General features: G+C 65.8%; 19 protein-coding genes and 1 tRNA gene. 13 read left to right on the forward strand and 7 right to left on the reverse strand.

The features are described from left to right. Positions 1-166: 166 nt before the first annotated feature. The 7 genes from AAHK20_RS09350 to pepN form a co-directional block, all read right to left on the reverse strand. Positions 167-313 (reverse strand): hypothetical protein, encoded by a 147-nt coding sequence (locus AAHK20_RS09350; protein ID WP_449181175.1) that lies wholly within the window; start codon positions 311-313, stop codon positions 167-169. A 119-nt stretch (positions 314-432) separates the two neighbouring features. Beyond that, positions 433-1161 carry a class I SAM-dependent methyltransferase gene (locus AAHK20_RS09355; RefSeq protein ID WP_449181176.1) on the reverse strand — a complete coding sequence of 243 codons (729 nt, stop codon included), beginning with the start codon at positions 1159-1161 and terminating at the stop codon, positions 433-435. Between the two features lie 89 nt (positions 1162-1250). Beyond that, positions 1251-1326, reverse strand: a tRNA-Thr gene (locus AAHK20_RS09360). 53 nt (positions 1327-1379) lie between these two features. After that, positions 1380-2396 carry a class 1 fructose-bisphosphatase gene (locus tag AAHK20_RS09365; protein WP_449181177.1) on the reverse strand — a complete coding sequence of 339 codons (1017 nt, stop codon included), beginning with the start codon at positions 2394-2396 and terminating at the stop codon, positions 1380-1382. A 143-nt stretch (positions 2397-2539) separates the two neighbouring features. Further along, a complete protein-coding gene (locus AAHK20_RS09370) occupies positions 2540-2968 on the reverse strand; it encodes a HigA family addiction module antitoxin (RefSeq protein ID WP_449181178.1) in 429 nt (142 codons plus the stop codon). A 13-nt stretch (positions 2969-2981) separates the two neighbouring features. Then, positions 2982-3263 carry a type II toxin-antitoxin system RelE/ParE family toxin gene (locus tag AAHK20_RS09375; RefSeq protein ID WP_449181179.1) on the reverse strand — a complete coding sequence of 94 codons (282 nt, stop codon included), beginning with the start codon at positions 3261-3263 and terminating at the stop codon, positions 2982-2984. A 211-nt stretch (positions 3264-3474) separates the two neighbouring features. Beyond that, positions 3475-6171, reverse strand: coding sequence for an aminopeptidase N (gene pepN / locus AAHK20_RS09380; protein WP_449181180.1), 2697 nt, complete (start codon positions 6169-6171; stop codon positions 3475-3477). A 190-nt stretch (positions 6172-6361) separates the two neighbouring features. Here pepN and AAHK20_RS09385 point away from each other — a divergent pair, with 190 nt between their 5' ends. The 13 genes from AAHK20_RS09385 (at position 6362) to AAHK20_RS09445 (ending at position 20110) form a co-directional block, all read left to right on the forward strand. Further along, a complete protein-coding gene (locus tag AAHK20_RS09385; RefSeq protein WP_449181343.1) occupies positions 6362-7084 on the forward strand; it encodes a DUF4136 domain-containing protein in 723 nt (240 codons plus the stop codon). Positions 7085-7593: 509 nt separating this feature from the next. Further along, on the forward strand, positions 7594-8286 hold the full coding sequence (locus tag AAHK20_RS09390; RefSeq protein WP_449181181.1) for a beta-ketoacyl synthase chain length factor: 693 nt from the start codon (positions 7594-7596) through the stop codon (positions 8284-8286). A gap of 56 nt (positions 8287-8342) precedes the next feature. After that, positions 8343-9137 carry a lysophospholipid acyltransferase family protein gene (locus tag AAHK20_RS09395; RefSeq protein WP_449181344.1) on the forward strand — a complete coding sequence of 265 codons (795 nt, stop codon included), beginning with the start codon at positions 8343-8345 and terminating at the stop codon, positions 9135-9137. Next, complete coding sequence (locus AAHK20_RS09400) at positions 9112-9411, forward strand: phosphopantetheine-binding protein (RefSeq protein WP_449181182.1); 300 nt, start codon at positions 9112-9114, stop codon at positions 9409-9411. The genes AAHK20_RS09395 and AAHK20_RS09400 overlap by 26 nt, the downstream gene beginning before the upstream one ends. 3 nt (positions 9412-9414) lie before the next feature. Further along, positions 9415-9660 (forward strand): acyl carrier protein, encoded by a 246-nt coding sequence (locus AAHK20_RS09405; RefSeq protein ID WP_137333423.1) that lies wholly within the window; start codon positions 9415-9417, stop codon positions 9658-9660. Between the two features lie 5 nt (positions 9661-9665). Continuing rightward, positions 9666-10316: a COG4648 family protein gene (locus AAHK20_RS09410; RefSeq protein ID WP_449181183.1), complete on the forward strand. Its 651-nt coding sequence runs from the start codon at positions 9666-9668 to the stop codon at positions 10314-10316. A 46-nt stretch (positions 10317-10362) separates the two neighbouring features. Beyond that, on the forward strand, positions 10363-12057 hold the full coding sequence (locus AAHK20_RS09415) for an ApeI family dehydratase (RefSeq protein WP_449181184.1): 1695 nt from the start codon (positions 10363-10365) through the stop codon (positions 12055-12057). Then, complete coding sequence (locus tag AAHK20_RS09420; RefSeq protein ID WP_449181185.1) at positions 12054-13817, forward strand: glycosyltransferase family 2 protein; 1764 nt, start codon at positions 12054-12056, stop codon at positions 13815-13817. Before AAHK20_RS09415 ends, AAHK20_RS09420 begins: the two co-directional genes overlap by 4 nt. Further along, positions 13804-15393 (forward strand): HAL/PAL/TAL family ammonia-lyase, encoded by a 1590-nt coding sequence (locus AAHK20_RS09425; RefSeq protein ID WP_449181186.1) that lies wholly within the window; start codon positions 13804-13806, stop codon positions 15391-15393. Before AAHK20_RS09420 ends, AAHK20_RS09425 begins: the two co-directional genes overlap by 14 nt. A gap of 1 nt (position 15394) precedes the next feature. Next, a complete protein-coding gene (locus AAHK20_RS09430) occupies positions 15395-15823 on the forward strand; it encodes an acyl-CoA thioesterase (RefSeq protein WP_449181187.1) in 429 nt (142 codons plus the stop codon). Beyond that, on the forward strand, positions 15814-16482 hold the full coding sequence (locus tag AAHK20_RS09435; protein ID WP_449181188.1) for a LolA family protein: 669 nt from the start codon (positions 15814-15816) through the stop codon (positions 16480-16482). The genes AAHK20_RS09430 and AAHK20_RS09435 overlap by 10 nt, the downstream gene beginning before the upstream one ends. After that, on the forward strand, positions 16482-18923 hold the full coding sequence (locus AAHK20_RS09440; RefSeq protein ID WP_449181189.1) for an MMPL family transporter: 2442 nt from the start codon (positions 16482-16484) through the stop codon (positions 18921-18923). Before AAHK20_RS09435 ends, AAHK20_RS09440 begins: the two co-directional genes overlap by 1 nt. Further along, positions 18920-20110 (forward strand): beta-ketoacyl-[acyl-carrier-protein] synthase family protein, encoded by a 1191-nt coding sequence (locus AAHK20_RS09445; protein WP_449181190.1) that lies wholly within the window; start codon positions 18920-18922, stop codon positions 20108-20110. The genes AAHK20_RS09440 and AAHK20_RS09445 overlap by 4 nt, the downstream gene beginning before the upstream one ends. Positions 20111-20116: the final 6 nt, after the last annotated feature.

The following is a 20116-nucleotide window of genomic DNA, read 5'->3' on the forward strand; positions in this document are numbered from 1 at the left end:
CAAAGAGACATCGCAATATATCCGTGGATATAACGGCAGTCAATTCGGGCTGCAAAGTAATAGCGCGCCGAAACGCCCGTGGTGGCGGGCTTATGGTCGGGCGATTATCCCAGCCATATGCGCGGATTTATGCGAGGCCGCCGAAGCGGCCGGGTTCAATGATGGGTTACCAGCGGCACCACCGTTCCCAATGGTGGTGATGCCAGACTTCATGGCAGTGGTGCCAGTGATGGTAGTAGTACTCTGCAGACGCGGGCGCAGCGGCGAACAGCGTCGTTCCGGCGACCGCCAGTGCGATGATGATTTTTTTCATCGATTGGCTCCCTTGAAGGTAATACCAATCTACGAGCAGTTCGTGTGCCTGGCGTATCGCGCGCGCCCGCGTCGGCCTGCGGTCAGGAAAGCAGAGCGAGGCAGCGCGGGTAAATGGAACTACCTATGTGCCGACACCAGCAGCATCATCGGCCGCTCGCGCTCTTCGGCTAGTTCGGGGTGCTCGACGATTTGCTCGTCGGTGGGGCCCCATTCTTCGACTCGCGCAATCGTGAAGCCGCTGTCGATCAGCAGATTGAGAAGCGTGCCCATCGTGCGATGCTGCTTGACAACGCCATCGGCGAGCCAGTTCGTGACACGCGGGCCTTCGAGTTGATAACTGTCGACTGGCCAGGTCTTGCGTCCGTCTTCGCCAATCTGCCAGCCAGGATGCCGCGAGGCCATATAAATCGGATGCTCGATCGAGAACACGAGACGCCCACCGGGCACGAGTGACGCATGAATCGAGCGCAGCATCCCGGCCAGATTTTCGATGTAGTGAAACACGAGCGAGCTGTATGCGAGATCGAAGGCCGCTTCGGGCAGGGCGAGATTTTCGAGGTCGGCTCTCTCGTAGGCGATGGCTGCGTCGTGGGTCAGCTCGCTGGCGCGCTCGAGCATCTTTTCGGATACGTCTACGCCGAGCACGGTTTGCGCGCCATGCTCGCGCGCCCATCGACAGAACCAGCCGTAGCCGCAGCCGAGGTCGACGACTTTGAGTCCGCCCAGAGCCGGAAGCATCTGACGAAGGGCTGGCCATTCGGGTGCCCCGCCGAGGCCGTGAATCGATCGGGCCAGTTGACCGTATCCGGCGAAGAAGGACGGGTCGTCGTAGATGTTTTGCGTCACCTTGGTCGCCTCCGTTGCGAGATGGAAGTTATAGCGGCCGAAAAGCAAAAAGCCCAGTCGCAAGGACTGGGCTTTTTGCTTGATTCAGTTGGTGCCGGAAAGAGGAATCGAACCCCCGACCTTCGCATTACGAATGCGCTGCTCTACCGTCTGAGCTATTCCGGCATCAGAGAAACGCGATTATAGACGCGCTTTTGGCCGGTTGGCAATACCTTTGCTCAATTTTTTTCTTCCGAGTGGTAGCGGGTGACGCGATCCACCTCGTTTTTTGAGCCGAGGAACACCGCGACGCGCTCGTGCAGACTCTTCGGCTGAATCTCGAGGATGCGCTGTTTGCCGTTCGTGGCGGCACCGCCGGCCTGTTCGACGATGAACGCCATCGGGTTCGCCTCGTACATCAGACGCAGCTTGCCGGGCTTGTCCGGCGTGCGCTTGTCGGCCGGATACATGAAGACGCCGCCGCGGTTCAGGATGCGATGCACGTCGGCGACCATCGACGCGATCCAGCGCATGTTGAAGTCAGCCTGGCGCGGGCCTTCCTTGCCGGCGTTCAGCTCGCCGATGTACTTCTGCACGGGCGGGTACCAATGACGTGCGTTCGACGCGTTGATCGCGTATTCGCGCGTGTCGACCGGAATGCGCAAGTCGGAGTGCGTGAGCACCCACGAGCCGAGTTCGCGATCGAGCGTGAAGCAGTTCACGCCGTTGCCGGTCGTGAGCACGAGCACCGATTGCGGGCCGTACACCGCGTAGCCGGCCGCGACTTGCTGCGTGCCGGGTTGCAGGAACGATTGTTCCGTTGCCTGCTGGCCGTCCGGGCAGCGCAGGACCGAGAAGATCGTGCCGATCGACACGTTGACGTCGATGTTCGACGAGCCGTCGAGCGGGTCGAACACCAGCAGATATTCGCCGCGCGGATAGTTGGCGGGGATCGGGAAGACGTGCTCCATTTCTTCCGACGCCATCGCTGCGAGGTTGCCGCCCCATTCGTTCGCGTCGAGCAGAATTTCGTTCGAGAGGATGTCGAGCTTCTTTTGCACCTCGCCCTGGATGTTCTCGCTGCCGGCCGAGCCGAGCGCATCGCCCAGCGCACCCTTGCTGACGTGAAAGCTGATGCTCTTGCACGCGCGCGCGACGACTTCGATCAAAAGGCGCAGATCGGCGGGCAGGTTGTTCGTCTCGCGCTGTTGCTCGATCAGGTACTTCGTGAGGGTGGTACGTCGTTGCAATGACATTGCTGTACTCCGGTATGGCAAGGGAATGCCCTCGATTTTACCCGCCGGCTTGTGGCCGTCTGGTGTCTTTTTGCGCTGGAGCGAACGTTGGCGGCGCGAAGCGGGCTTTGCGGCGAGGATGGCGCGGCGGCTTAAGCTGTTGCCTAAGCCGCCTTGGCGCGCTTTGTGCCGCCGGCGGCCACGCGGGCGGCCGGGCGCGGCGTCTTGGGACGCTTCGGGCGCAGCTTGGCCGGCAGCGGCTCGACTTCGCGTTCGATCTGCGCACCGGCGGTATCAGTCGCGACACGCAGGTCGTGCGTGTTCTGGAGATTGAGCCAGAACGTTGCGCTGGTGCCGAAATAGCGTGCGAGGCGCAGTGCCGTTTCCGGCGAGACGGCGCGCTTGCCGCGCACGACATCGTTGATGCGCGGCGCGGGCACATGCAGCGCGAGGGCGAGCGCATTGACGGACATGCCGAGCGGCTCGAGAAATTCCGAGCGCAGGATATCGCCCGGATGCACGGCGGCGATCCGCTCGCCCGTGCCGATGTCGGTAAAGTCGGCGCGCTTGAGCGCCGCGCGTTCGATAGCCATGTCGGCCTCCCGATCAGTGATAGTCGACGATTTCGACATTCAGCGCCTCGCCGTCGATGAAGTGAAAGCAGATTCGCCATTGCGCGTTGATGCGGATGCTCCATTGGCCGCTGCGGCTGCCCTGCAACGCCTCCAGCCGGTTGCCGGGAGGCGCGTACAGATCTTCGAGCGAGACGGCCGCATCGATCAACAGCAGCTTGCGGTGCGCGCCTGCCTGGATGTGGCGCGGCAGCGAATGGACGACATACCCTTCGAATACCGCGGCGGTGGCTTTGTCGCCGAATGTCTTGATCATGGGAATGATATAACGCGACACGTTAAACGTAAACCATCAAATGGGATGCGTTTAACTGTGGCGCGTCCGGCGCGCTGCGGCTAGTCGTCCGGATGGCCAACCGCTCGCGGCAGGCGAAAAAAAACCGGCACCGAAGTGCCGGTCTTGACCGGGTGGGAGGCGTCAGCGCCGCAACGAACCGGCCCGTGCCGCTGCGCTTATCGCCAGACGCTCACGCCAGCGCCTTCTCGACGATCTCGCGCACATCGCGCGACTTCACCTGCGTGCTCACCTGCTCGAGCGCCGCGCGCATCTTCTCTCGCAGCGTAGGCGTATAACGCCGCCACAACTCGAGCGCACGCGCCAGACGCGCGGCGACCTGCGGATTGAGCGCGTCGAGCGCGATCACCTGCTCGGCCCAGAACGCGTAGCCGGAGCCGTCTTCCGCGTGGAATTGCGCCGGGTTCGCCGAGCAGAAGCTGAAGATCAGCGAGCGCGCGCGATTCGGGTTTTTGATGTTGAACGCGGGATGCGTCATCAGCTTGCGCACGACGTCGATGATCGGCCGTGACGCGCTGCCGCGCTGCGTCGCTTGCAACGCGAACCACTTGTCGATCACGAGCGGCTCTTTCTCGAAGCGGCGATAGAAATCGGCCAGCGCGTTTTCCGCCGCCGGGGTCTCCTTCGACGTCGACGCCGCGAGCAGAGCGGACAGCGCGGCCGCGCGGTCGGTCATGTTGTCCGCTTCGGCGTATTGCGCGGCGGCGAGCTTGATGGCGTCGGCCGGATCATCGAGCTCGGCGAGGTAGGCGAGCGCGAGGTTCTTGAGGCCGCGATGTCCCGCGGCTTCCGGCGTCGGCGCGTAGGCGCCGGGCGTACGATGGCGGTCGTAGATCGCGAGCCACTCTTCGCGCAAGACCGCGGCGAGGCGCTTGCGCACGAACTGACGCGCGCGATGCACGGCGGCCGGGTTCGACTCGGCCATCTGCTCGGCCAGATACGCTTCGGACGGCAACATCAGCGCGAGCTCGCGGAACGCCGGGGAGAGCGTCTCGTCGGTCAACACGCGGGCGAACGCGGCCACGATCGAATCGTCGAGCTGCAGCGGCGAGTTTTCAGCGGCGCGCGCGGCGAGCGCGAGCAGCTCGCGCGTCGCGAGCCGCTGGCCCGCTTCCCACCGGTTGAACGGGTCGCTGTCGTGAGCGAGCAGGAAGGCGAGTTCGTCAGCCGTGTAGTCGTAATCGACGACCACCGGCGCCGAGAAATTGCGGAGCAGCGACGGCAGCGGCGTCTCGCGCACGTCGACGAACGTGAAGGTCTGCTCGGTCTCCGTGAATTCGAGCACGCGCGTCGTGCCCGACGCGGCGCTTTCGCCTTCGAGACGCAGCGGCAGATCGGCGCCGTCGCGTCCGATCAAGCCGATCGCGAACGGGATCAAGAGCGGACCCTCTTGCGTCGCGCGCGCAGCCGGGGCGGCGTCGCCGTAGCCTTGCTTCAGCGTGACGGTGTAGCGCTCGGCATCGGCGTCATAGGCCGTCTCGACCGTGACGCGCGGCGTGCCCGCCTGGCTGTACCAGCGCTCGAATTGAGCCAGGTCGCGGCTGTTCGCATCGGCAAGCGCGAGGCGGAAGTCGTCGCACGTGACGGCCTGCCCATCGTGCCGCTTGAAGTACAGGTCCATGCCGCGCCGGAAGCCGTCGCGGCCGAACAGCGTCTGATACATCCGCACGACTTCCGCGCCTTTCTCGTAGACGGTCATCGTGTAGAAGTTGTTGATCTCGACGTAGCTCTCGGGGCGCACCGGATGCGCCATCGGACCGGAATCCTCGGCGAACTGCATCTGGCGCAGCACGCGCACGTCCTCGATACGCTTGACCGCGCGCGCGGTTTCGTCGGTCGCGCCGCCCGCCATGTCGGCCGAGAATTCCTGATCGCGGAACACGGTCAACCCTTCCTTCAAGCTCAACTGGAACCAGTCGCGGCACGTGACGCGGTTGCCCGTCCAGTTATGGAAGTACTCGTGGCCGACCACCGCTTCGATGTTGGCGAAGTCGGTGTCGGTCGCCGTTTCCGGATTCGCGAGCACGTACTTCGTATTGAAGATGTTGAGCCCTTTGTTCTCCATCGCGCCCATGTTGAAGTCGCTCACGGCGACGATCATGAAGCGATCGAGGTCGAGCTCGAGACCGAAGCGCTCCTCGTCCCAGCGGATCGAATGGATGAGCGACTCCATCGCGTGGCGGGTCTTGTCGAGATCGTGCGGCTCGACCCACACCTGCAGCAGCTTTTCCTTGCCCGAGACGCTCTTGATGCGCTCTTCGAGTGCGACGAGGCGTCCGGCGACGAGCGCGAACAAATAGCTCGGCTTCTTGAATGGGTCTTCCCACTTCGCGAAGTGGCGGCCGTCGGCGAGCTCGCCCTCTTCGATCAGGTTGCCGTTGGAGAGCAGGACCGGGTAGGCAGCCTTGTCGGCGCGCAGCGTGACCGTGTAGGTGGTCATCACATCGGGCCGGTCGAGGAAGTACGTGATGCGGCGAAAGCCTTCGGCTTCGCACTGCGTGAAGAAATTGTCGCTCGACACATAGAGGCCCGAGAGCGTCGTGTTCTCGGCGGGCGCACAGGCGCTGACGATGGTCAGCTCGAACGTGTCGGGCACGTCGTCGAGCGTGAGTCCATGTTCGTGCGCGCGCACGGCCGTGGCCGCGTGCGGCGCGCCGTTCACGGCGACCGAGACGAGTTCGAGCTGCTCGCCCATCAATTCGAGGCGCGCGGCGCGCGCCGCGTCGGGGTTGCGCCGCATGCGCATCGTGTTCTTGACGATCGTGCGCGCGGGCACGAGGTCGAATTCAAGCGCGACGGAATCGATCAGGAAAGCGGGCGGGGCGTAGTCGGAACGTTGGATGACGGCGGGGGTAGCGGTATCGGTCATGGCTTTCGGATGAAAAAACCTTGAGAATCGGCTCGCGCAACGGTGGCTGGCGAGGCTGCCGGGCCCATTGTACAAAGCCTGCGCCCGGTTGTGAGAGTCGAACTTTTTGTGTCCGGCTCTAGTCAGCGTATTATCGGGCCGCCCGCGCGCGGTGCCCGGGCGACGAAAGCAACACGAGACGAGGATGACCATGAAGTTCGACCAGTTCAGGCGCGGCGCCATGCTGCTCCTGGCGGCGTTCGCCGCGCTGCTATCCGGCTGTACGACCTACGTGACGACCCAGGTCACGGCCTTCTCCGACTGGGGCAACGGCAGCGACGCCACGCGCACCTACGCGTTCGCACGCTCGCCTGCCCAGGAAAACAGCCTTGAACAAACCACCTACGAAAACTACGTCGCCAACGAACTGGCGATGTATTCGTTCAAGCAGGCGCGGGCCACCGAGGCGCGCTATTGGGTCGGCTTGACGTATGCAATCAAGAGCGACATGGCGACGGTGTCGCAGCCGGTCTACTACGCGCCTCCGCCTGCCTTCGGGCCGTACTGGGGCCCCAACCCGTGGGGGCCGTGGGGTCCCTGGGGCCCGTATCCGTCGGGCTACGTGACACAGAGCTTCCCAATCTATACGCACACGCTCGGCATCCGCATCACCGAGCGCGCGACGGGCAAGGAGGTCTATAACGTGACGGCGCGCAACGCCAACGAGGATCCGTCGCTTGTCACTTCGATGCCGTTCCTCGTGCGCAGCGCGCTGGACGGTTTCCCGGCCGGCAACGGTGCGGTGCGCACGGTGAAGATTGCCGTGGACAAGAACGGCGGCGTATCGAACGAAGCCGCGGCGCCGGCTCCCGCGGCCGCACCGGGCGCAGCTTCTGCTCCCGCGCCTTCCGCCTCGCCAAAGCCGGCGCAATAACGAACCAAGCGAAGTACATGGGCTGCGGCGCCTCGCGCCGCAGCCCTTCTTTTATCAGACGCCGACGCCAGATCACATATGGCACCCGCGTATGCGCCACGGGTATCTGTGGTGCGTTGTAGTTTAATTGAAAGATAATCCAGAACTGTCAGGCGGACAAAATCGCGTTGATCTACAAAAGAAAATGCACTTCAGCAGGTTTTAGAAGATACGGCCAGAATTAACGCGTCGCACAAAAGATACGAACGCGGTTAACGCACTGTTTTTGCGACATAAATTTAAGTAATATGCCGACGGGCTTCGGGGGATGCCCAAAGCAATTGAAGTAAAAGAGCAGTCAACCCTCAATAAACAACGGCATTCTGCCGTTAACAACGATACCTAAAACAAGACTGGACCAATCCGGGTTGACTTGCGCGTCGCGCGTTCGGGATAAATGACCGTTCGCTTTGTCTCGCATGGCGACTGGCCGTCCAATGGGCCACCATCATTCGAACGCGAACACCGTTATGCCCGATTTGCACTGGACGATTCCGGTTGCTCGCTGGTCATCATGGCCCGCCGCCGCCGCGACACCCGATATCAGTTTTATCGACCCGCTCGTACGCCGTCGCCTGAGTTCGCTTTCGAAAATGGCGCTCAAGGTCGCGCACGACTGCGTCGGCGAATATCGCGAAGTGCGCGTTGTGTTCGCGTCGCGGCACGGTGAATTGCGCCGCACGGGCGACATCTTGGGCGATATCACCGCAAGCCGGTCCGTGTCGCCGACGGCTTTCAGCCTTTCCGTGCTCAATGCGGTGACCGGTGTCTTTGGCATCGGGCGCGGCGATCGAACCGCGGCGACTGCGATCTCGTCGGGAGCGGAAACGCTCGGCTATGCGCTGCTCGAAGCGCATGCGCAATACGAAAGCGATCCGTCGACGCCCGTGCTTGTGGTCTATGCAGACGAGCCCGCGGCTGCCGTCTACGGTCCGGTGCCCGATGAAATCGACGGCGGAGCGCTCGCGATCCTGATCGATGCCGTCGCGTCGGCGCGCTTCGCATGCACGATCGAGGAGGGCGCGCAGGCATCGCCGACGTCGCGTTTTGCCACGCAATGCGCAGCAGTTCTCCATTGCATGACGCAACACGCGCACGGCGCGTGGCAAAGCGAAAGCGCGGGCCGCACGTGGCACTGGGCGTGGCAGGGAGCCGGGGCATGAATCACGATATCCCGAACACCCTGCGCGGCGATTCGGTCGATGGGGCGGCCCGCGGAATCGGCGCGCGGCTCGATTACCACTGGCGGCTCATCGCAACCGCGCTCGCCTTCGTCGTGTTCGGCGTGTGCGGCGTCTTCTTTTCGATCCTCATCTTTCCGATCGCTTGCTTGTGGCCGCATCGGGCGTCGCGCCAGCTTGCAGTCACGCTGTTGATCCACAAGTTCTTCCGCGCGCTGGTCGCCGTGCTGCAAGTGATCGGCGTGATGGAACTCGACGTGAAGGGGGCCGAAGCGCTGCGCGCGAGCGGTCCTGCGATCGTCGTCGCCAATCACCCCACCTATCTCGACGTGGTGGTGCTCCTCGCGTTGACGCCGCGCGCGTGTTGCGTCGTCAAGAACGCGCACTGGGGCAACCCCTGCTTCTGGGGCATCGTGCGTGCGGCTCAATACGTGAGCAACGCCGATCCCGCCGAGCTCGTCGAAGCTGGGTCGCGCCAGCTTGCGGCTGGCTACACGATGATCGTGTTCCCCGAGGGCACGCGCAGCCCTGCGCGCGATCGCCTGCATCCGTTTTCACGCGGCTTCGCTCATATGGCGTTGAAGGCTGGGATCCCGATTCTGCCGGTCCTGATGGATTGCGATCCACCCGCATTCACGAAAGCGATGCGCTGGTACGACGTGCCGCCGCGACGTTTTCGCATGCGCGTCGCCGTGCTCGAGCCGCTCGCGCTCGAGCGTCTTGCGGCGGCGAACGCGCCGCCCGCGCTGGCGGCCCGCACCGTTACCCACGCAGTAGAAGCCCACATCACCGAGCACTTGTTCGAACATGGATTCGTTAAAACTAGAAATTAAACAGCTGCTGATAGAGGCGCTCGATTTGGAAGACCTGAGCCCGGCCGACATCGACGACGACGCCCCGCTTTTCAGCACCGACGGCGTCGGCCTCGATTCGATCGACGCGCTCGAAATCGGCATCATGCTGCGCAACCGCTATCAGTTGGCCATTGCCGCCAACGACGAGCGCACGCGCGAGCATTTCCGCTCGATCGCCACGCTCGCCGCGTTCGTGCAAAGCCAGCGCGAACTCGCCGATGCAGACAGCAATATCGAAACGCAAGGGGAATAGAACGTGACGGACGCAGAGATTCTTGAGCGCATTCGCGCCATCTTCAAGGAAAACTTCGCGATCGAGCCGGAGCGCGTGACGCCTGAGGCACATCTGTTCGAAGACCTCGATCTCGACAGCATCGACGCAGTCGATCTGGCGATCAAGCTGCAAGAGATGACCGGACGCCGCATCAAGCCGGAAGAATTCAAGCAGGTGCGTACCGTCGGCGATGTGATCGGCGCGGTCGAGTCGCTGCTCGCGGCTTGACGCGCATGTCGGCATCGACACCAGCCGCGCCGGGCGGGCCAAGCGCGCTGCGCCGTGGCGCTCGTGTGACCGCGCAAGTCGCATTGAAACTCGCGTATCCGCTCATGTTTTTCGCCGCGTGGCGCTACGACATGACGCGGTACCTCGGGGTCGCGCTCCTCGCCTTGCTCTGGCTGCAGCGCTGGGTCGGCGCGGGCAGCGTCGCGGCGATGCTGCGCCGGCTGACGGCACTCGATTGGAGCGTCGCGGCGGCGCTCTCCTGCGCATGCGCGGCGATCGCGCTGACTGGCAGCGAGTTGCTGCTGCGTCTCTATCCGACGCTGGTGAACGCGGGCCTTCTCGCGGCTTTTGCCGCGACGCTCAGCGGCGGCCCGACCATGATCGAGAAATTCGCGCGGCTGCGTCATCCCGAGCTCAGCGCGCGGCAGGTGCAGCATACGCGGCGCATGACTAAGATCTGGTGCGCGTTCTTCGTGGCGAACGGCGCCGTTTCGGCTTATCTGGCATGGTGCGGGGCGCGTGCGGCGTGGGCGCTTTATAACGGTGTCGTGGCCTATCTGATTATCGGCGCGCTTATTGGCGGCGAAATCGTCTGGCGGCATGTGTTCGTCTTGCCGAAAAAGCCAGCGATGGCAGCGGGCTCGGAGGCGCTATGAACGGCCGCCACGCTCGTCATCGATCGCTGCTCGCCGGGGAAGCCGCATGATCGCGTTGCACGATTTGCTGGCCGTGCCTCGCGACGGCCGCACGCCCGTGTGCGCCGACGGCAGCGCAGTCCTCGATTTCGCCGCTTTCGACACGCGCGTACGCGCTTGCGTCGCGATGCTGCGCGAGCGGTCCGCACAGCGCGTGGCCTTGTGCATCGACGATCCGTTCGATTTCGCGTGCGCGCTCTTCGCGCTCTTCGCTTGCGGCAAGGAACCCGTGATTCCGGCGAGTTCGAATCCAGGCTATCTCGCCGCGCTGGCCGATGCGTACGACGCCATCGTCACCGATGCGGACTTGAGCGCTCTTCCTGCGACGGGCGGTAACGCAGCCGATTCCGCGCGCGATGCGCTGCCGATCGATCCGTTCGCCCCGCTCACGTTGTACACGTCCGGCAGCAGCGGAGCACCCAAGCCCATCAGGAAGACGCTCGCGCAATTCGATGCCGAGGTTCACACGCTCGATAAGCAGTGGGGCGCATTGATCGGCGCAGCGACGATGCTCGCGAGCGTGCCGCATCACCATATCTATGGGCTCCTGTTTCGCGTGATGTGGCCGCTCGCGGCAGGGCGCGCGTTCGATCGGGCGACCTGTGCCGAGCCGCATCAACTGGCGGGGCGTCTCGCGCTTTGCGGCGCGGGGGCGGTTGTCTCCAGTCCCGCCCAGCTTGCGCGCTGGCCGCAGCTGGCGGGGTTCGACACGCTCGCGCCGGCGCCGTGCGTGTTCTTTTCGTCGGGCGGCCCGCTTGCCGCAGAGGCGGCGCTGGTCTATTCCCGCCAATACGGCGGTGCACCCATCGAGATCTTCGGCAGCACGGAGACAGGCGGCATTGCGTGGCGCCGGCAGGACGATTCGGACGCTTGGCAGCCCTTGCGCGGCATCGACATTCGGCGCGAAGACGACGGCGCGCTGGCGGTGCGCTCGCCGCATCTCGGACACGACGGTTGGCATCGCACGGACGACGCGATTCTCGTCGGCGAAGACGGCCGCTTTCGCCTGCTAGGGCGGCTCGATCGCGTCGTCAAGCTCGACGGCAAGCGCGTGTCGTTGCCCGAGATCGAAGCGCAGCTCGTGCGTCATCCGTTCGTGGCGCAAGCGGTGCTGACGCCGTTGCGAGGCGCGTCGCGCGATCGGCTCGGCGCGCTCGTCGTGCTGAACGAAGCCGGCAGCGAGGCGTTCTGCGCGCAAGGGCGCGTGGCGCTCGCGAAGGTCTTGCGCCGGCACCTGGCCGCTTATGCCGATGCGGTCGTGCTGCCGCGCCGCTGGCGGTTTCACGCCGCGCTGCCGTTCGATGCGCGCGGCAAGCTGCCCGCGGCGGCCGTCGCCGCCGTGTTCGACGCGCGTGAAGAGGGCGTCGAAGTGCTCGCTCAGGTGAGACACGGCGGCGCGCTTCACTACGACCTGCGTGTGCCGCCGACGCTGGTTCATTTCGCGGGTCACTTCCCGGGCCTCGCGATTCTGCCCGGTGTCGTGCAGATCGACTGGGCGATGAGGCTGGCGGCCGAGCACGTCGAGGGTGTGCGCGACATCGCCTCGATCGATCGCCTCAAGTTCATGGCCCCGGCGCCGCCCGGCGCAATGCTGCAACTGACGCTCGCACCCGACGCCGCGCGAGGCCGCGTGCGCTTCGCGTACCGGCTTGGCGAGCGCGAATGCGCGTCGGGCGTGTTCGTGTGCGGAGGACGCCCATGAGCATCAACGCGTGTGTCGTCATCCCGATCTACAACCACAAGGACGCGATCGGCGCGACCGTTGCCGGCCTCGCGGTGCACGGGCTGCCGATCTTCGTCGTCGACGACGGCAGCGACGTGGCGACGCAAGCCGTGCTGGCCGGTCTCGCGCAGCAGTACCGGCCGCAACTGACGCTGTTGCGCCTGCCCGTCAACGGCGGCAAAGGCGCGGCGGTGATGGCGGGGCTGCGCGCCGCGCATGCGGCAGGCTTCTCGCACGCGTTGCAGATCGATGCCGACGGCCAGCACGACGCGGCCGACGTACCGCGTTTCATCGCGGCCGCGAGCGCCGATCCGGAGGCGGTTGTCCTCGGCCGTCCCGTCTACGACGCGAGCGTGCCGAAGGCGCGTCTATACGGGCGTTACTTGACGCATGTGTGGGTCTGGATCGAAACGCTGTCGTTCGAGATTCGCGATTCGATGTGCGGCTTTCGGATCTATCCGCTCGCGACGGCCTGCGCGTTGATCGATTCGGTCCGGCTGCCGACGCGCATGGATTTCGACATCGAAATTCTGGTGCGCTTGTCGTGGCGGCGCGTGCGGTTTCTATCGATACCGACGCGCGTGACCTATGCAGCCGGCGGCGTATCGCACTTCGACGTCGTGCGCGACAACGTGCGGATCAGCAAGAGCCATACGCGGCTTGTCGCGGGGATGCTGTTGCGTTTGCCGGTGCTGCTCGCGCACAAGCTGCGGCCGTTGCGGGCCGCGCCGGCGCTGCCGCATCCGCATCCGGCAGAAGCGAGCGCGAGTATGAGCGCGAATGCGAGCGCACCGATCAAACCCTGGTGGCGCATTGCCGAGCGCGGCAGCCGCCTCGGCATGACGCTGCTCGCGCTCTCCTGCAAAGTCTTCGGTATGCGCGTGACCGCGCTGTGGCTGCATCCCATCGTGGCCTACTTCCTGTTGACGGGCCGCGCCGCCCGCGCCGAGTCGCATCGTTATTTCGTGCGTCTCGCGCAGGCCTCGCCGCGGGGCGGCACGCCGCGCCCGGGCTGGCTCTCGGCCTACCGGCAAATGTTCGCGTTCGCGCGCTCGGGGCTCGACAAGCTTGCCGCATGGTCCGGGCGCGTGACGCAAAGCGACATCGCCTTCGACGATCCTGAGCCGTTCGACGCGCTCGCTGCGAGCGGGCGCGGCGCGCTCGTGATCGGGGCGCATCTCGGCAACCTCGAGATGATGCGCGCGCTCGCCGTGCGCGGCGCGCATTCGAAGGTGACGGCGATCGTCTATACCGAGCATGCCAAGCGCTTCAACAGCGTGCTCGCCGCCGCGAACAAGGATTTTTCGGTGCGGCTGCTCGAAGTCAGCGACTTCGGTCCGGAGACGGCGGTGCTGATGAAGCAACGCATCGACGCGGGCGAATTGCTCGTGATCGTCGGCGACCGGGTGCCTGCGCATGAATCGGGCCGCACGACCCTCGCGCACTTTCTGGGCGAGCCTGCTGCGTTCGCGCAAGGGCCGTATGTGCTTGCGCACGCGTTGGGTTGTCCGGTCTATCTTTTCTTCTGCTTGAAAGAGCAGGGCCGCTACACCGTCTATTTCGAGCACTTCGCCGAGCGCATCGACTTGCCACGCCGCGACCGCGCGCAGCACCTCGCGGCGCACGCGCAGCGCTACGCGGACCGGCTCGAATATTTCTGCCGCAAGGCGCCATTCCAATGGTTCAACTTTTTCGATTTCTGGGCGCGGCCCGGCGGGGGCGTGCATGGCCGAACATGATCTGAATGTCCGCGAGGGGGTACAGGCCGTGCTCGCCGAGCAGCCCGTCGTGATCGGCAATCGCCGCTTGACGATTGAAGACGTCGTCGAGATCGCCGGGCAGCGCGCATCGGTCGCGCTTTCAGACGACGCTGCCTGGCGCGCGCGCATCGAACGCGGCGCCGAATTCCTGCGCAAGCGGCTCGCCGACGGCGCGACCGTGTATGGCGTCAACACCGGCTATGGCGACGCGTGCGTGGTCGGCGTGCCGCCCGAGCTCGTCGAGGCGTTGCCGCTGCAACTCACGCGCTATCACGGCTGCGGAATGGGCCGCTATCTCGAGCCTGCGGAGACGCTCGCCGTCATCGCGGCGCGGTTGAACTCGCTCGCGCACGGCTACTCGGGCGTGCGCGGCGTGCTGCTCGAGCGTCTCGCCGATCTGCTCAACCGGCGCATCCTGCCGCGCATTCCGGCCGAAGGCTCGGTCGGCGCGAGCGGGGACCTGACGCCGCTTTCGTATGTGGCGGCGGCGCTCGTCGGCGAGCGCGAAGTCCTGTTCGAAGGACGCTTGCGCGACGCGCAGGACGTGTGGGCCGAGCTCGGCCACGCGCCGCTCACGCTCGCCCCGAAAGAAGGGCTCGCGCTGATGAACGGCACGGCGGTGATGACGGGTCTCGCCTGTCTTGCCTTCGCCCGCGCCGATCATCTGACGCGCCTCGCCGCGCGTCTTACGGCACTGTGCACCGTCGCGCTCGACGGCCGCGCCGCGCATTTCGATGCGCTGATCTTCGATGCGAAGCCGCACGCGGGGCAGGCCGAAGCCGCCGCGTGGATTCGCGCGGACCTGGCCGGCCGCGACGACACGCCCGGCCAGCGCTTGCAAGACCGCTACTCGATCCGCTGCGCGCCGCATGTGATTGGCGTCGCGCGCGATGCGCTGACGTGGGTGCGCCGCGATATCGAGAATGAGCTGAACAGTGCGAACGACAATCCGCTCATCGACCCGGACGGCGAGCGCGTGCTGCACGGCGGCAACTTCTACGGCGGCCATATCGCTTTCGCGATGGACGCGCTGAAGACCGCGATCGCGAATCTCGCGGACCTGATGGACCGGCAGCTCGCGCTCATCGTCGACGACAAGTTCAATAACGGTCTGCCGCGCAACCTGTCGGGCGCAACGGCCGAGCGTGCGCCGATCAACCACGGCTTCAAGGCCGTGCAGATCTCGTCGTCGGCATGGACGGCCGAGGCGCTGAAGCTGACGATGCCGGCGAGCGTATTCTCGCGCTCGACCGAAGCCCACAACCAGGACAAGGTGAGCATGGGCACGATTGCCGCGCGCGACTGCCTGCGCGTGCTCGAACTGACCGAGCAGGTCGCCGCGGCGCATACGCTCGCGGCGGTGCAGGGCATGCGTTTGCGCCTTGCGACGACCAAGACCGCGGCGGTGCCCGCGCCGCTCACCGGTTTCGCCGAGCGGGTGACGGCGGTGTCGGCGTTCGTCGACGAGGACCGGCCGCTCGAAGCGGATCTGCGAGCGTTGACGGCGCTGATCGCCGATTGCGACTTGGCCGCTGACGTCGGCGGTGGGGGCTGAGATGACATCGTCAACCCGAACCCTGCGGGCGAGCGCGCGCGTCGAAGTGCCGTTTCATGACGTCGATGCGATGAACGTCTGCTGGCATGGGCACTACCTCAAGTACTTCGAGATCGGCCGCGCCGCTTTGCTGCGCGCCTTCGACTACGACTATCCCGAGATGCAGGCGTCCGGCTATCTATGGCCGATCGTCGAAGCGCACCTGAAGTACGTGCGCCCGGCGACCTATGGACAGGCCATCGAAGTCCGCACGGAACTGCTCGAATACGAGAACCGCTTGAAGATCGGCTATCAGATCGTCGACTGCGCATCTGGCGAGCGCCTGACGAAGGGCTACACGATCCAGGTCGCCGTTTGCATCAAGACGCAGGAGCTGCAGTTCGTGTCGCCGCCCGTGGTCTTCGACAAGCTGGAGCGCGCATGGTCCTGACGAAGCTGAAACGGTTCGCGGCGGTGGGCATCGTGCTGAGCGCGGCGCTTTGCGTGGCCAATGTCTCACTGCTGCGATCCGCTCAAGCCGCATCGCCCTCCGACGATGCGCGCCTCGTGTCGCAGATCGCCGCGCATCTTGCGCAAGCGCCCGGCATTCGCGCGCAGTTCAAGCAGACGCAGACGCTTGCCGCGCTGAGAGCGCCGCTCGTCAGCACGGGCACGCTGCTCTTCATGCGCGAGCGCGGCGTGATCTGGCAAATCGACTCGCCGATCCGCACGACGTATGTGATCAGCGACAGCGGCGTGACCGAAATCGATGCCAACGGTAAGCGCATCGCGCGCGCGGCGCGCAGTGCGGGTGGCGCCGCGCAGGTGTCGCGGATGATTCGCGCGATGCTGGGCGGCGACTTGTCCGCCCTCTATTCGCAGTTCGACGTGACGGCAAGCGGCACGCCGAAGCAATGGCAGATGCAGCTGACGCCGAACCAGCCGCAGCTCGCGCAGATGCTGAAAGGCTTGCGGATGGCCGGCGGCGATTTCCTGCAGACGCTGACGATCACCTCGGCGAACGGCGACGCCACGCGAATCGACTTCACCAATAACGCGGCCGTCGCGGAACCCTCGAGCGCCGAGCGCGCGCTGTTCGGAGCGAACTGATGGACGTCGTGAAGCGCCACTCGGCAAGCGGCAGGTGGGGCATCCGCCTCGCGTGGCTTGCCCTCGCGCTCGCCGCCGCGCTCTATTGCGCGTGGCGCTTTGCAGGACCGTCGCCGCTGCAGACGAATTTGCTCGCGCTGTTGCCGCCGACCGAAGCGGACCCTGTCGCCGAGCAGGCCGTCGATGCGCTCGCGTCCGCCTTAGGGGAGCGCACGGTGTTTCTCGTCACGAGCCGCGACGCCGAACACGCGAAAGCGGGCGCGCGGCGCCTCGGCGCGTCGCTGGCGGCAAGCGGAGCGTTCGGCAGCGTGCTGGCCGAGCTGCCACCGTTCGACATGGCGCAGATCACGCGTTTCTATCTGCCATACCGGTTCAGCCTGCTCGCCGCCAGCGACCGCGCCGCGCTCGCCGACGGCTCCGCTTCTCAGTCGGCACTGCTTGCGCAGCGCCTGTTCAATCCCGTGCAAACGGGGCTCGCCGTGCCGCTCGCCGACGATCCGTTCGGCTGGCTCCAACATTGGCTGGCCGGGCTGCCGCTCGCGACGACGAATCTGGAGATCGAAGACAACCTGCTCGTCGTCCATCGCGGCGAGTCGACGAGCGTGCTCGTCACGGCGACGCTGCCGGGTTCCGCGTACGAAACGAAGACGCAAACGGCCGTGCGCGCCGCTGTGGCGCAGGGTGTTGGCGAACTCGAGCGCGCGCTGCCCGACGTGCATGTCGCGAAAGCGGGCGCGGTCTTTTATGCGGACGCGGCGCGCAGCGCATCGGAACGCGAGGTGCATTGGATCGGCATCGTGTCTGTGTGCGGCATTGCACTCCTGATGCTGTGGATCTTCCGTTCGCCGCGCCTGATCGTCCTCGGCTTCGTTTCGACCGCGATCGGCGTCGTGTGCGCGCTCGCCGTCACGATGCTGGTGTTCGGCAAGCTGCATCTGCTCACGCTCGTGTTCGGCGCGAGCCTGATCGGCGAGGCGGTCGACTATTCGATTCAGTACTTCGTGCTCTATCTGAGCTCGGGGCGCGACTGGGATGCGCGGCGCGGCGCACGCGAAGTGCGGCCCGCGCTCACGGTCGCGCTCGCAACGAGTCTGCTCGGCTACGCGATTCTCGCGTGGGTGCCGTTTCCGGCGCTCAAGCAGATCGCGTGCTTCGCGATCGCGGGAATCGGCACGGCGTTCGCGTCGGTGATGTGGCTGTTGCCCTCGATGCTCATCGATGGCCCGAAGCGTGCGCCGCGGCATTTGTTTGCCGGGGCCGAGCGCCTCGTGCGCGGCTGGCATGCGGCGCTCGGCGGCCGGCGCGCGTGGGGCGTGGCGGCGCTTGTCGTTGCCGTGGCCGCGCCGGGCTGGCTGCGTCTGACGAGCGATGACGACATTCATTTGCTGGTCCAGCGCGATCCCGGCCTCGCCGCGCAGGAAAACGAGGTGCGCGCGGCGATCGGCGTCGACAGCGGCGCGCAGTTCTTCGTCGTGCAGGGCGCCACGCCCGAGCAAGTGCTGGAGCGCGCGGAAGCGCTGGGCGCCGCGCTCGATCGGCCGGTCGGCGGCGTGCGCCTCTCCGGCTGGCAATCGGTGACGCAGTTCGTGCCGTCGGCGAAGCAACAGGCCGCCGACCGCGCGTTGCTGGCGAGCCGCGTGTTCGCCGATCGCCCGGCCTTGCAGGCGACGCTCGCGCAGGCCGGCTTTCGCGACGATGTCGCTGCACGCTATCTCGATGCGTTCGGTACCTACGCGCAGGCGGACGCCGCGCCGCTGACCGTCGAGCGCTGGCTCGCGACACCATGGTCGCAGCCGTATCGGCATTTGTGGCTCGGCGCGACGCACGCGGACAAGCCCGGCTATGCGGTGATCGTGATGCCGCTCGGCGCGACCGATGCGCAATTGCCCGCGCTCACCGCGTTGGCGCATACGTTGCCCGGCGTCACGTTCGTCGACAAGGCGGCGAGCGTGTCGCGTCTCTTCGGTGAGTACCGCGTCGATAGCGGTTGGTGGCTCGCCGGTGCGCTTGCGCTCGTGACCTTGCTGCTGATGGGCCGCTACGGCGTGCGCGGTGGCATCGCGGTGACGCTGCCGGTTCTGCTTGCCGTGGGCGTCACGTTCGCCGCGTTCGGCTATGCGGGCGTGCCGCTCAATCTCTTCAATTGGCTCGCGCTGATGCTCGTGCTTGGCGTGGGCGCGAACTATGCCGTGTTCCTCCGCGAAGGCTGCGCTCGCGAGCGCGCCGATCTCGGCGCGGTGTGGACGGGCGTGGTGCTGTCCGCGTGCACCACGCTCCTGTCGTTCGGACTGCTCGGCATGAGCTCGATGCCGGTGCTGAAGAGCTTCGGCGCGACGCTCGCGCTCGGCATCGCCGTATCGGTTTTGCTCGCGCCGATCGGCATGCCGCGGCAGCCCCAGGCCGAAGCGCAAGTTGAGTCGCGAGTGAGGGAGGGCGCATGAATTCGTCTCACGTCTATCTGCACGCGTTGGGCATCGTGAACGCGCTCGGCGCCGATGTCGACGCCGTGGTGCGTGGTCTCGCGTCAGGCGAAGCTGCGGGGATGGGCTTGACCGCGGAAGGCGGTCCTTACGTCGGCCGTGCAATGGCGTTGCTCGATATCGCACCGCCCGCGCATCTCGCCCGCTATGACTGCCGCAACAATCGCTTGCTGCTGGCCGCACTCGCGCAGATCCACGGCGCGGTCGGCCAAGCGTGCGAGCGCTATGGCGCGCAGCGCATCGGCGTCGTGCTGGGTACGAGCACGTCGGGCGTCGGGTCCGCGGAAGCCGCGCTTGCGCGGCAAGCGAGCGCTAACGCTAACGCGTCGGCAAGCGTGCCGCTGCGTGCGCCGTTCGACTACGTGCAGATGGAGATCGGCACCGCCGCGCCGTTTGCCGCCGCCGTGCTCGGTGTCAAAGGGCCGGCGTTCACGATTTCCACCGCCTGTACGTCGAGCGCGAAGGCGTTCGTCTCCGCGCGGCGTCTCCTGCAACTGAAGCTGTGCGATGCCGTGATCGTCGGCGGTGTCGATTCGCTTTGCGAGCTGACCGTGCAGGGCTTTGCTTCGCTCGAATCGACGAGCGCGGCGCGCATCAACCCGATGAGCCGCAATCGCGCCGGCATCAACGTCGGGGAGGGGGCCGCGCTCTTTTTGATGAGCCGTGAAGAGGGACCCGTGCGGCTCGCGGGCGCGGGCGAATCGAGCGACGCGCATCACATCTCGGCGCCCGATCCGGCAGGCGCTGGCGGCGAAATCGCGTTGCGCGCGGCGTTGGCCGACAGCGGCATCGACGCGTCGGCGATCGGCTACGTGAATCTGCACGCCACTGCCACGCGCAAGAACGACGAGATGGAAGCGCATCTGATGGCCCGCGTATTTCCGCGGGGCGTTCCCGCAAGCGGCACGAAGCCGCTCACGGGACACACGCTCGGCGCGGCTGGGGCCACCGAGCTTGCATTCGCCTGGCTCACGCTTGCGCGCGACGATGTCGCGCTGCCGCGTCACCTATGGGACGGCGACGCCGACCCGGCTTTGCCGGCGCTCGATCTGATCGAAGACGAACGGCGCCTGGCGCCGGACCAATACGTGATGAGCAACTCGTTCGCATTCGGCGGCAGCAATGTCAGCCTCGTTCTGGGGCGTTGAAGGTGT

It is taken from the genome of Trinickia camelliae (assembly GCF_053525655.1).